Raw genomic sequence first — 12,903 nt, 5'->3', positions numbered from 1 at the left:
TGACTATGGCCACTCCAAGAAAACTTGATCCCGGTGCCTATCTGCCAGGCAGTCTCGGCACCGAACTCAATCTGGCCGCACCTATCGGACCGGGCAGTGCCAAGAAGCAGGTAAAATGGGTTCAGGAGCGTCTCTATCTGGCTGGATTTGGGCTCCGCATCGATGGTGATTTCGGCCCGGCCACCCAACAGCAGCTCAAGAACTTCCAACAAGCCAAGGGTCTGCAGGCAACAAGCCTCTATGCGCAGGCAGAGCATGACCTGCTCACTTTGCCGTTCGTCGACGCACTGAACCCAATACAAGCCGCAGGACGCACAATTGGTGATCTCACCGTGGCCGTCGCCCGCCAGCACGTCGCGCAACACCCCGTCGAGGTTGGTGGACCCAACAGCGGACCCTGGGTTCGAATGTATATGGATGGGGAGGAGGGGCCCGAATGGCTCTGGTGCGCCGGGTTCAGCTTCTTCATGCTGCAGCAGGCCTGCTACTTGCTCAACCAACCTCTCCCAATGAAGCGGTCTGTTAGCGTGGACACGGTTGTAGACAGAGCCAAGGCTTCGGGAACCTTCCTGACGGAAAAAGAGAGCAAAACCGCGGATGGGCGCGCCAGGATCGACCCCGGCAGCTTTTTCCTCGTCCGTGCAAGCTCCACGCATTGGTCCCATATGGGCATTGTCTCCGCAAGCGGAGACGCGACTTTCAAAACCTGCGAAGGCAACTCCAACGACGATGGCAGCTCGAACGGCTATGAGGCGCTAGAACGGGTTCGGAATTACACCGGAAAGGACTTCGTGGTGTGGCGATGACAACAGAAAGGTGCAGTCCGCCTGCATTAACAATGGCTCGCTATTAGACTTCAGAGATTGTTATTCCTAACGGCGGTCGCAGAAAGCGATATTCAGACAAAGGGGGACCTTCGGTGACAATTGACGGACTCAAAACGACAGGCGACCCTGGATCTATGCTGGCAGGTGAACAGCAGCAATCTCTCCGAAATGATCTGGTCGATGGACACAGTCCATCGACAGAGCCCAACAGTTCTATTGAAGTTGATAAGGGGGTGCCCACAAACGGAAAAGCACCAGATCAAGGCATCGATCCGAATGTGAAACCTCCTGGGATGGCAATCGTCTCTCAGATTACTCCTTCCGGCCCGCCAGTTGCCAACGCCGTCGAACTTTTGCGAACCAGGGAGGACTTTCGTTTTAAGGTCGACACCGTAAGGTGGTTTGGCATACTTTGTGCCGCAGTAATAATTGGAATGATTGGGTTGGGTTTCATCTACCTTGATAAAATCGTCAATGTCGCGAAGGCGTATGAGTCACAGATGGACTTCAGCAAAGTTTTATCGTCATCTACACCAGATAACACTACCGTTGTACTCGGCCTTGAGCACGACGGTCTTAGCATGCGCAACAAGCGAGCTATTTCGGCACTATACATGCGGGCATACACCCAATTTCTGGCGATAATCGCGGGAACCATAATCGCGTTGCTCGGCGCGGTATTTGTTCTGGCACGAGTTGACAGCGTATCCACGACAAACGACGCGAGTTGGGGGAGTTTCAGATGGGCCCTGTCCTCAAGCTCGCCTGGGGTGATTATTGCGCTCCTTGGTGCGACGCTGATCGGTGGAGTTGTATACCTGAGCAGCGATGCAATCCAAGTCAATGACGCTCCTGTATTCCTAAATCACGGAGTGCCTGACTTATCGACAGCGAGCTCATCCATGTTGGAGTCTCCAGACTTCCAGAAGCATATGGAAGAGCGTTTGAAAGATCTCAGATAGGAGGATGGCGGTGAGAAGAGCAATATTCATAGTCAGCAGCGTGATCGTGAGCGCCAGCCATGTTCAAGCTGATCCTCTCGAGGACGCATATCGGCGAGGTTTCGAGGATGGCTACGCTGCCAGAGGTCAGCTGGTGCCAGGACCGGTTCCTGGAACTACCATGAAGCGCATTGACCTTGATGGCCTTGCTTTCAAAACCACTATAATGCCGAAAAGTGGGACGAACTTCGACATTGGGTCCGACAGCACTGTTGCAATTGTACCGAAAAATGCGCTCGGGGAATTCAAACAGAAACTCGGGACCGATTTTCTTGCCAATAAGAATATCATTATTGACACGCCGTCGGCGCAATAGGGGACGCTCGCTCAGGCGCGCCTTGCTTCGTGATGCCGCGGCGTCGAGAGGGGGAAGAGTGTGTCGGCAAAGTCGTAATCTTCTGCAACAGTTCTCCGTGATGCTGGTCCTGGCTGTCGGCATTGTCTTGGACCAAGGCGCGGTCGCGTCGGCCGGCGCGCCGCCGAAGTACGATCACATTGTAGTCGTCGTCATGGAGAACCATTCCTTCGATCAGATCGTGCAGCCGGGCGCGGCTCCCTATCTACAGAAACTAGCGGAGGACGGCGCGCTGTTCTATAATTCGCATGGGGTCGCTCATCCTAGCCAACCCAACTACTTGGCGCTGTTCAGTGGTTCGACCTACGGGATACGTGACGATGGCTTTCACGAAATCGCCGCGCCTAACCTTGCCGCCCGACTTCACGCTGCCGGCAAAGCTTTCTCGGGCTACGCCGAGGCGGGATCTCCGCGCAAGCACAATCCATGGGAATCCTTCACCGATGCCAAGGGGACCGGAAAATCGCTGACAGAATTTCCGCGTGACTTTGCACGGTTGTCGGCGGTTAGCTTCGTCATCCCCAACCTGGCCAACGACATGCATGACGGCACCGTAGCGCAGGGCGATTCTTGGCTGAAGGCCCATCTGGGCACCTATGCTAACTGGTCGCGCGGTCACAACAGCTTATTGATTATTACCTTTGATGAGGACAATTATGGTCTTGAGAACCGCATATTCACGGTGTTCTACGGCGCCGGTATTAAGCCCGGCCGTTATGCTGAGAAAGTCGACCACTACACATTGCTGAGAACGATCGAGGATATCGAGAGCGCGGCGCCTCTGGGCGCCACAGTCGTCAAAACGGCGATCAGTAGCATCTGGCAAAAGTAGTAGACTTTGGGGCCGCCATGTCGGTCATGTTCAAGCCTAGCCAGACCGAGCGTGACGCCTGGATCAAGCTGATCGGAGCCGTCAATTCAGCATTGAAATAGAAGCTTCCGGCCCTGCCGGCCTTTAGGAACGTCTGCGTATGATCTGGCCATTTGTTACAAAACAGACGGAACCCGCAAAGGCGGCCGAGCAGGTGTGCGACACATGGGTGGAGAAGCTGGAGCTTGATCTTTCGGCTTCCACCGTCGGAGATTTGGGAAGTGTTGCCGATCCTACTTTGGAACTCGCCCAGTCCATGGTGGCCAATGCGGGCTCAGAAGCATTTCGGTCCGAAGCACGAGAATTCGTTTTGAAGACGATCGCGGACCTGCCGCCAGATGCCCGCGGTTTCGCGGGCAAGGATGAATCGGGGCTCGAACAGTTTCTTGACGATTTGCTTGCACGCGGCGGCGACCTGGTCACGGCAAGGCTCAAGGCCAGGTGCAGCGCAATGAGACTGCGGCGCCTTGAATTGGCCCGCTACGGCAAGTTTACCGATAAGGCGATCGATTTCGGAGAGGAGCCGGTTTCCGGTCCCGATCTGCATATCGTTTTCGGGCTGAATGAGGCCGGAAAATCGACCGCGCTCTCCGCCTACCTAGATCTGCTCTTTGGCATTGAAGAGCGCAGCCGCTACAGTTTCCTGCACGAATATAGCTCCATGCGCATCGGCGGGCCGCTCGAATTCGAGGACGCACGCTTGCCGTTTCCCGCATCGTAGCAACTCACTGCACGACGCCGAAGGCCGGCCGCTGAGCGAGATTGCCATTTCGGCTCACCTTGCCGGGTTGTCCCGCGATGCCTACAGTAGCATGTTCTCGCTAGATGACGAGACGCTCGAAGCAGGAGGCAAGGCGATCCTTGAATTGCGCGGTGATCTCGGCAAGCTTCTCTTCACCGCCAGCGCAGGGCTCGGGCATGCCAGCGATGTGCTGGCCGCACTTGAGACGGAGGCAGACAAGCTTCACCGAAAACAGGCCCAAACCACCGAAATCGCTCTGCTGAAGAAGCGGTTCGCGGAACTCAAGTCACGCAAGGAGACGATCAACACCCTGGCCTCGACATTCGAGGCACTCGAGGCGGAACGGGTGGAAGCCCAGGATCAGTATGATCGCAGCCTCGCTGAACGCTCGGTGTTGTCGGCTCGTCTACCGTGCCCGCCATGACGGTGAACTCTGCTATGCGCTATTCACCGATCGGCCGATGCGATTGCAGAGGCGGCACGCGAGGTCGATCTCGATCAGGACTGGTTCTGGCGAGTCGACGAACGCTATGGGGTTGGCCTGGCTCGATAGCGCTACCCATGTTACTAGGTCCACGGCGAGCAGTCGCCTTACAGCGTGTAAGAGAGCGGTCTCGTCATGGACGCGGGTCAGCTCCTTTCGATGCCGCATCTCGCCTCGTTCGCTGTTCCTGCGGCCGGGCGTTGCCTCCCCATGCTGAATGTGTGCAGCAGCGGATCGGCGCAGACAATGGACTGAATGGCAAGTATCGAGTTGGCGCTGCGACTACGAGCTTGCCCGTACCGCTCTCTACGAAGCGGCGCACTCGCTACTATGGGCGGCCAGAAGTGGTCGAGTCGGCGCGCCTGGGCATGATGTCGCCAGGCTCGCGGTATGGCGCCAGATTGCAGTTGCTCGCAACTCGCGCACCTCCCGCATTGTGTGGGGGAGTGATGCGACAGAATTCCGCCACGGGAACCCCGGCCCATATCGGCACGAATTGAGCAACGGACAGATTAAGAAGGAGCTTCGCCCACAAGGATGATGTTGGATCGTCCCCGCCGAGACGATGGGCAAGATTGTCGAACAGACGTTCGATTTGGCATGAGACGCGACCGTCGTCGTTCGAGGTTCCCTGTTCACGTGTCAGCCGTGTCCGATTGAAGACATCTATGTTCGAAACCCGATACACTGAGGCGCAAGTAGTCCGCCCAGCGCAGCACGAAACACGTGTCTTCTCCTTTCGCGCGCAGCGTCTTCGGTGGCACGCCAATTGCGTGGAACACGATGAAGAATCGGGAGCAAACTTGCGCTGATGCTGCGGACTATTTCGGTTGCGACGTTTTGCCTGCCACTGCCGGGATCACGACCGCGTGGAAATCCGGATCGACCGCTCCGCCTAGCCCTTTGTCCTTCAGATCAAATCCAATCCGGCGTCCGGTATGCGCGCCGCGTATGACCCGTACTTTCAATTTTCAGCACAGCTGCGTCTGCCGTGTTCTCACAAATTATCGGATGATTGTGACAAATCACCGCGCGATTGTGCTTGAAAGATGCTAAGAGACGGAGAGTAATGATGAGCAAAATAGTAGTTAATCCGGCAGTAAAATGGGGTGATTTTACACCCAATGCGACAGAATATGGTAGACGGCCACCGTATTCAAATGTTGTGCTTTCATCTCTCGTTAGGACGGTGCGCGCTCGGTTTGAGACGGTTGTGCTCGCGGAACTCGGAGCCGGTACCGGGAACCTCTTACGATCTTTCAAGGAGGAAGATATCACCGGCTTCGCGATCGAGCCTAACAAGGAAATGCGAGCCGTGGCACGCGATCTGTCCAGTTGTGACAAACGTTTCGAATGGCGCGTGGGTACAGCAGAAGAATCGGGCCTGCCATCGGCGTCTGTCAACTGGGTACTATTGGGAAACGCCTATCAATTCGTTGATCCTCAAACAATGTTCAAAGAGGCAAAGCGAATTCTCGTTGCTGGCGGGTTCCTTACAATCATTTGGAATCTCAGGCACTTCAGGAGAGACCCCTTGCAACGATCCATTGAGCAGATGGTCAATGGTTTGGTAGGGCATCTGAAACGTACAGGTCTTTCGGTCACCGAAATTATGGAAAGCATGAATACAGGCGGGAATTTCAACGAGTTCATCTACACAGAGGCTAGTCACAAACAGATTCTTTCCTCCGACCGATTTCTCGCAACTTGGAAGGCTGGACATGATGTTCCGAGCCAAGTTTCAGCTGAGATGTGGGACCATATCATAAGCCATACAGCGCGTATGATCCCTGATCAAATGGAAATCGAGACAATTTGGCTTACACGGGCCTGGACGTTCTTCTTAGCGTAACAACGAGGAAACGGCCATGTTTCGGACAGATTACGCATGAATCCGTCAGATTCCTATCCTCCAATCGATCTTTCACGAGCCATACCGCCAACGCCTCCTGAACTCGAGGAGGCGCTGGCAAGTACTATCACAAAACTGGCATTGTCTGGCTGCATCTCAAGCTCGCTGAGGCGGAACCGTGTCGGAGGGACAGAAGCAGACAGGGCGGCCGCCGCGAAATGGCTTGGACGACGAATTGGTCATGAACCCGAGGCCGGAAGGATAATTATCGCCAACGGCACGCAGAGCCTTCTCGGCCTTCTCTTTTACGAGATATTGACCGCCGGCGAAGTGTTGCTTGCGGAAGCCCTTACTTACCCAGTTTTGTGTCCGCTTGCAAAGCGCTTCGGCGTTCATGTTGAACCAGTTGCCATCGACACCGAGGGAATTCTACCAGAGGCGTTGGAAACCGCGTGCAGGCGGCACCGACCGAAGGCTCTGTTCTGCAACCCGACTGTTCATAATCCGACGACTGCCACGATGGGCGGCGAGCGGCGAAAGGCTGTTGTGGAATTGGCGCGTCAGTACAATCTGATGATATTCGAGGACGATGTCCTCGGGTCAATGCATGGGAATATACCTCGTCCTCTGGCGACGATTGGACCCGACATCGTTTGGTATATCCAGAGCCTGTCTAAGTGCGTCTCGCTTGGTCTGAAGATTGCGTACATGGTTACACCAACCCGTGGGGACGCTGAAGCCCTCGTGGCATCAGTGGCCAATCATTCTTTTTGGTTTCCCTCGGCGATGTCAGCTGAAATCGCAACGGCCTTAGTGAACGATGGGGCGGTTGCACGCACCGCCGCAGCAATAGCCGAGCAAGCGCACCATCGTCAGAAAATCGCACGAAAGGCCTTCGACGGAGTACCGTTTGCCGCCCAAAGGGGAGGTCTGCATATTTGGGTACCACTAACGCTGCCAAGGGAGAGTATTGATTTCGTCGAAGCCGCGAACAGGGAAGGCGTATCAATTCGGCCGGCTGACATGTTTGTCGTAAAGGGCAAGGACAGGGACAGGTCATTTCATATGCCGGGTGTGCGAATTGCGCTCACGACCCCCGACACGGACGACCTCCTTGAAACGGGTTTGCTGCGACTGAAGAGGCTGCTCCGCCCCTAGTTCTACCCTAATCGCTGCCCGTCAAACCCCATATCGCAAGGAATTCCAATGACAATTCAATCAGGACGATGGCGCCTAAGGAGACTCCTCACGACCTGGCGCGATGGATGTCGAATTGCGGAGGGAATCCTTGTAGCAGTCTTCGGTGGGCTAGCGTTTAGCTGGGTCGGCCTTCCCGCGCCGTGGCTGACTGGAGGAATTTTCTTCGCGGCGGCCGCTGCGCTAGTTTCGCCGGTGGCAAGTCCACCGAATTGGCTTAATGGTGCTTCCATGATGGTCCTTGGCGTCTCCGTGGGATCTAGGATTACCGGCGAAAGCCTTGCTAACGCGTTGTCCTGGCCAGCTAGCCTGTTTGCCATGAGTGTGACCGTGGTTGGGATGTTTGCAGGTTCGTATTGTCTTCTGCGCTGTGTGTTCCGTTGGGATGCTGCGTCGGCATTTTGGGCATCCCCACCAGGGGCCGTTGGTCTCGCGCTTTCGATGGCATCTCAAACAGACGCGGATCTCGTAAAGGTCTCCATGGTTCAACTCACACGGGTCATTGCCACCATGATCCTTTTGCCGGTAACTTTAGGCGAATCGAGCTTGTCGCAAGCATTTCCCCCGATTGGGTCACTGTGGCTCACCACGGTTCTTCTCGCCGGCTGCTATTGCGTGGGGTTTACTGCGGAAAAGGTAGGAATCCCTGCGGGAATGCTGATCGGTGGAATTGCAGGAAGCGCCATACTTCTTTGGAGCGGGTTCTTTGTGAGTGCTTCCCCAAACATAATGATAACGCCAGCATGTGTAGTTATATCGGCAAGCGTAGGCTCGCGCTTTTCCGGTGTTCAACCCAATGGAATTAAGCGGCTCGTACTTCCGTCAATCGCATCAATGCTGGTAGCTGTCTCCGTCGGATTTTCTGGTGGTTTAGTCGTAACACAGATCTCCGGACTTCCTTTGCAGCAGGTCTTGATAGCCTATGCGCCGGGCGGGTTGGATGCCTTGATCGCGGCGTCCATCTTGTTAGGCGCGGACTCGCTTTTTGTCGCGGCGCATCAGATCGCAAGGTTTGTTTTGCTCAGTGTCTTCCTGCCCATCGCAGGCCGGATTCACGAACGGACGACTCGCATCGACGTAGAATAGAACTGACGCCATCACATAGGTTGGCTCCGGCCCGCCGCCAATAAAGCTCACGCCCCACGATCGTCGATAAGACGTCTGTCGCCGCCCCTCCCACTGTCGAGAGAGAGACAAGATCACCGTCTCTAATTCTCTTCCGACAAAAGGACCATATTGTGGACCGAGTCTGCGGCCTGGGTCCAAGCAGTGCGTTAACGCGCTGGCATTCGTCCAGCCCAATATCCGTAGAAACGATACTGTGATCGCTATACGGAACCAACTGAAGTATATCTAAACTCGTCACCCTACCTTTTCCGAGAAAGGCAAATGCACCATCTGAAACTGGCTGGCTGTAGGTGGAATATGCCGCTGATAGATCAGAATCGGATACTGATGAAACGGCTTGGGCCAAGAAGAGTGAAAGAGACGATCCGACGTTAGCCTGAGAAGACAACGCGGTCGGAAGAAGACCTAAATAGCTATTCTCGGCGATGTCTATTATTTCGGCTCCATGCCCATCCCAGCGCTGAGATGGCGCGGTCGCTTCACCAATTTCACGAAAATACGTGTGGATCGAGTTGTCATGATCGATATCCACGACACCAACTTCACATCCCATTGGCCATGGCTGAACGATTGGAGTGCCATCGATCTCACCTCTAAATCTCCCAAGCGTGTGCCCCGCTAGAATGACGTCAACCGCCTTTGCCCAGGGCTGACATCTTTGAACCAAACGGTCGAGCTCGACTGCAAATTGCCGATCTTGATCGAATTTCCAATCGATCCCGTCATGAACCGCCGCTACGACAATCCTGGCGCCTTGACTTCGAAGCCCGCGAGCCAATGCGACGACATCTACGGCGTTCTCGATCTCGCCTTGACATGGCATATGGCGATCAGGGGTGATGCTCCATGAGCGCATCGACGCCAAGTCATGGTGCGTGAGACCAATCACGCCCACATCTCCTCCGGAGGTCTGAATAATGGTCGTCGGGGGCAGGCCAATGCCGGCGTTTGCACCAAGAACCGGAAAATTTAGTGTGTGAAGGCTCTCGCGGAAAAATGGAACACCGAAGTCCAATTCGTGATTTCCAATCACAGACACGTCGACGCCGAGTTCAGATGCTGCTGCAACCCCGCCTCGGCCGAATGTTGGAAGAGATAATGGTCCCCCTTGCACCAGGTCGCCGGTATCGATCCAAACAGTGGGGACCTGTTTGCGCATCGAGTCTACCGTCGCTCGAAGCTGATATCCGCCGCCACGCGAACCGGTAGTAGTTTTAAGTGGCGCAAAACATCCAAAAAAATCATGTGTTGTAACAATCCGCAGCGCAACCATTACCTGCCTATAAGCTGCTAGCAATTAGGTGAAGTCCATGTTCAACTTCGTCACGGCTTGTGGGGCTACTCAGCGAGACTCGGATGGCGTTCGTACAATTCGCCAACGGGTCGACGGCAAAGGCGTCGGAAGAGCGAACAAGGACGTTGTTGCCCGCCAGTTTTCTGGCAAATTCGTTCTGATCGAAACGTTGGGGCAACAGCAACCACGCATGCAGCCCACCATGTTGGATGGACATGTCGTGACCAGAAAGGACGGCCTCTGCCAGCTGCTGCCGCCAGACAGCTTCACGGGATATATCCTGACGAATCTGTTCAGCCACACCTGATGTGATCCAGCTATTGACGATCGTAGTTGCGATCGGGGACGGGAACCAATGAGACAAGCGCCTTGCCTCTCCAACCACAACCTCCATGTCACGTTCGCTCGGCCCCACTACGTAGGCTATTCGTAACCCGTGAGCCAAGCCCTTCGTCAGACCTGCGACATACCACGTGATGTCCGGGGCGATCCTCGCAAGTGGCTCAGGAGCGTCCGGATGAAGGCAGCCAAGTGGTTCGTCTTCCAGGATCGTCACCGAATACCGGCGAGCAATCTCTACAATGATCTTTCGTCGTGCTTTCGACATCACGGTCGCGGTTGGGTTGTGGACTGTCGGATTACAGTATAAAGCCTTTGGCCGCCGCGTCTTGCAGGTGTATTCGAAAAACGATGGCTCGATGCCGTCCCGGTCGAGTTCAAGACCAGCAATTCGAATATGAGCGCGCTTTGCAAGTTGCGCGAGGACACCATAAGAAAGCGCCTCGGCGGCCAGCAAACCTCCCTGGCCAATAATCGCTTCGAAGAGGAGAAGAAGCGCGCTCTGCGTCCCATTGGTGACGAGTAGCCGCTCCGGTGTAATAGGCTCTGGCAGTCTCGATTGAAGCCATATCCTGGCAGCGGCACGGTCAGTCAGCGACCCGCCGGCAATACTGTTTCTCGACGTTAAACCGATCGAGTCTATGAGGGAAAGCTCTGTAAGTGTTGCCTGCAGTGACCGCGCAAAAATCTCTGGCAAAGGTGGAATCGATCGCGAAAAGTCGATAATTTGCTGCGGGCCCGGCAAGCGCGGGCGAGGAAAGTCTGAATTGTCCGATATTTGTACCATTAGCCTACCTCGCCACCGCGTGCTCTCGCCAAGACTTCGATCGCAAGGGCAGGATCATTTACAATAAGAGCGTCGGCGTTTGCTAACGCGAGCTCACGAATGTGATGTGGCCCAGCATCTCCAATCTGCCGTTCGCAGCCTCCGCAGGTTACCATTACTTGCATACCTGCACGCTGAAACCCAGATATCTTGCTAGGATTGACGTCTCGCTCGTGAAGCCGAATCCAATGACCCGGCATTTGATCGGTAAAGCTCCCAAGAGCTGCATCATCATTTATCATGGCAACCTGGAGAATGTGTGGATGAGATTGCCGGATGACCTCGAATGACGAAACCGAATGAACACCGACAATAAAGCGACCAGACGCATTCGCGATGTCTGGCACGGATAGGACTGTGAGTATGTCCGCCAAACTCGTCTCCTTGATATCAAGGAGAATAGGCAGCCCCGCCTTACAAGCCTCAGACAGTGTTGGAGCCGTCGGAATAAACTCCTTTGCGGTCGTGTAATCAAGTCTCCCAATTGCCCGCCGGCCCCCACCCGGGAGCAAGATCGTACTATCGTGTCTGCATATCGGGACACGATCGTGCGTAAGCACAATGTCCATTTCGACAGCGTCCGCCCCCGCATCAGTTGCCGCGTAAAAGGCGGCAACTGTATTGTCCGGAGCATAGGTGGACGCCCCACGATGAGCAATAATCAGCGGGCGGGTCCGCCGATCGGCCGGTCGTCGCCAGATGTCGAATATATCTGCCATCTTTACTTCAGCAGTGCGCCGACGTCTTTCTTCATGGAAGCGAGAGCCTCTTCCGGTTGGCGATTCAAAGTTAAAACCGCCTGCAGATACCTCTTGATGATGTCAGTTATCTTGACGGAATTATCACCCGGGAAAGCGTACCATTCCGTCAGACGCGATAGCTCAGCAATCGCTGCCCTTTGGTTCGGACGCGCCTCCTGTTGATTTCCCAGTCGATTTGGATCTTGCAGGGCAGTCTTGTTGACGGACAGAAGCCCGGTATTATTGCCCATAATCGTCTGGGCGTCGGCGCCAACAGCGAACTTTATGAACTCCCATGCCGCCTTCTTCGTCTGCTCGTTTCGAGCGGTGATCATCAGAACAGTCCCCGCTGCGGGAATCCGACCTTCTGGGCCTCCCAGGGGTAGAGGCGCTGCCCGAAGGGAGAATTTGCCCGCGGCCTGCTTTTCGAGAGCGGGCAAGGCACCACTCGAGGTGATCAATACGCCCATTGATCCCGCTGCAAATGCCTGGCGGGCCTGGTCTCTGGTCATGTCGGCACGAGCCTGGCCAGCCTGCCCGAAGGCCTGGAGAATCTTGAACGCCTCCTGGCCTTGCGCATCATCGAACTCGATCTGCTTGCCGTCCGGGCTCATCATGCGTCCACCCAGCGTCGCGACCAATGCCTTGTAAGTCCAATTGCCAGTATTGTCGTATTCCATGAAGCCCCCCAAACTTCCTTCGAGAGCGCTAATTTTCGTGATCAGTTCAATCGTCTCAGGCCATGTTGTAGGGAATTGCTCTGGGCTTCCTCCAGCCTTTGCCACAAGATCCGCATTATAGACTACGATCGGGACCGATACCCCAAATGGGATGCCGTAGAGGGTATCATCGACTGTTCCAACGCCCGTCGCGCCGGCAATCAAATCGAGATTAGTTAGAGCCTGCATGTTTGCGCCGACCGTCTCAAGTTTGACAGCAATCTTTCGACCAATCAGCGGTCGCATCACATTCGGGCTGATGAAAAGCACGTCAGGAAGTTCTCCAGTCATGGCAGATCGAAGGGTATTCTGCAGCAGCTCCTCATCCTCTCGAACAGGGGGGAGCAAATCCACCTTTATGTCAGGGTGCCGTTTCTGAAATTCCTCCGTTATTTTCTTATACGTCGCCTGATAAATCGAAGGGGCCGCGGAGATGCGAAGCGACACATCTTCCGTTCTCGCTTCCCCATAACAACAACCATAAATTGCTGCAGTAAGCGCGGCAATAATTGCTATCGATCTCACAAT

General features: G+C 55.1%; 12 protein-coding genes. 9 read left to right on the top strand and 3 right to left on the bottom strand.

The window, feature by feature from the left end:
- Positions 1-5 precede the first annotated feature (5 nt).
- The 9 genes from YU3_RS0122315 to YU3_RS39530 all read left to right on the top strand — a co-directional run bounded on the left by YU3_RS0122315 (position 6) and on the right by YU3_RS39530 (position 8,415).
- On the top strand, positions 6-806 hold the full coding sequence (locus YU3_RS0122315) for a peptidoglycan-binding protein (RefSeq protein WP_051334040.1): 801 nt from the start codon (positions 6-8) through the stop codon (positions 804-806).
- Positions 807-919: 113 nt separating this feature from the next.
- Positions 920-1,789 (top strand): hypothetical protein, encoded by an 870-nt coding sequence (locus YU3_RS0122310; RefSeq protein WP_156913559.1) that lies wholly within the window; start codon positions 920-922, stop codon positions 1,787-1,789.
- A gap of 10 nt (positions 1,790-1,799) precedes the next feature.
- Positions 1,800-2,144 (top strand): hypothetical protein, encoded by a 345-nt coding sequence (locus YU3_RS0122305; protein ID WP_198021697.1) that lies wholly within the window; start codon positions 1,800-1,802, stop codon positions 2,142-2,144.
- Between the two features lie 100 nt (positions 2,145-2,244).
- A complete protein-coding gene (locus YU3_RS37175) occupies positions 2,245-3,015 on the top strand; it encodes an alkaline phosphatase family protein (protein ID WP_051334039.1) in 771 nt (256 codons plus the stop codon).
- Positions 3,016-3,154: 139 nt separating this feature from the next.
- On the top strand, positions 3,155-3,775 hold the full coding sequence (locus YU3_RS41780) for an AAA family ATPase (protein ID WP_027168316.1): 621 nt from the start codon (positions 3,155-3,157) through the stop codon (positions 3,773-3,775).
- Complete coding sequence (locus YU3_RS39540; RefSeq protein ID WP_348631182.1) at positions 3,666-4,220, top strand: AAA family ATPase; 555 nt, start codon at positions 3,666-3,668, stop codon at positions 4,218-4,220. Before YU3_RS41780 ends, YU3_RS39540 begins: the two co-directional genes overlap by 110 nt.
- Positions 4,221-5,349: 1,129 nt before the next feature.
- Positions 5,350-6,132: a class I SAM-dependent methyltransferase gene (locus YU3_RS0122275; protein WP_084508222.1), complete on the top strand. Its 783-nt coding sequence runs from the start codon at positions 5,350-5,352 to the stop codon at positions 6,130-6,132.
- Positions 6,133-6,168: 36 nt separating this feature from the next.
- Entirely contained in the window at positions 6,169-7,290 is a 1,122-nt protein-coding gene (locus tag YU3_RS39535) for a PLP-dependent aminotransferase family protein (protein ID WP_084508220.1), read from the top strand.
- 48 nt (positions 7,291-7,338) lie between these two features.
- Positions 7,339-8,415 (top strand): AbrB family transcriptional regulator, encoded by a 1,077-nt coding sequence (locus tag YU3_RS39530; protein ID WP_084508218.1) that lies wholly within the window; start codon positions 7,339-7,341, stop codon positions 8,413-8,415.
- On the opposite strand, the gene YU3_RS40725 is transcribed toward YU3_RS39530, so the two are convergent.
- The 3 genes from YU3_RS40725 to YU3_RS37155 all read right to left on the bottom strand — a co-directional run bounded on the left by YU3_RS40725 (position 8,351) and on the right by YU3_RS37155 (position 12,900).
- Positions 8,351-9,730, bottom strand: a complete 1,380-nt coding sequence (locus YU3_RS40725; protein ID WP_156913557.1) for a metallophosphoesterase — start codon at positions 9,728-9,730, stop codon at positions 8,351-8,353. The genes YU3_RS39530 and YU3_RS40725 overlap by 65 nt on opposite strands.
- Positions 9,731-9,737: 7 nt before the next feature.
- Positions 9,738-10,877 carry a PLP-dependent aminotransferase family protein gene (locus YU3_RS39525; RefSeq protein ID WP_084508216.1) on the bottom strand — a complete coding sequence of 380 codons (1,140 nt, stop codon included), beginning with the start codon at positions 10,875-10,877 and terminating at the stop codon, positions 9,738-9,740.
- A gap of 760 nt (positions 10,878-11,637) precedes the next feature.
- Entirely contained in the window at positions 11,638-12,900 is a 1,263-nt protein-coding gene (locus YU3_RS37155) for an extracellular solute-binding protein (RefSeq protein WP_198021696.1), read from the bottom strand.
- Between the last annotated feature and the right edge of the window lie 3 nt (positions 12,901-12,903).

The organism is Mesorhizobium sp. WSM3224 (assembly GCF_000427725.1).
Classification (GTDB): Bacteria; Pseudomonadota; Alphaproteobacteria; order Rhizobiales; family Rhizobiaceae; genus Mesorhizobium.
This window is presented reverse-complemented; position numbering and strand designations above follow the sequence as displayed.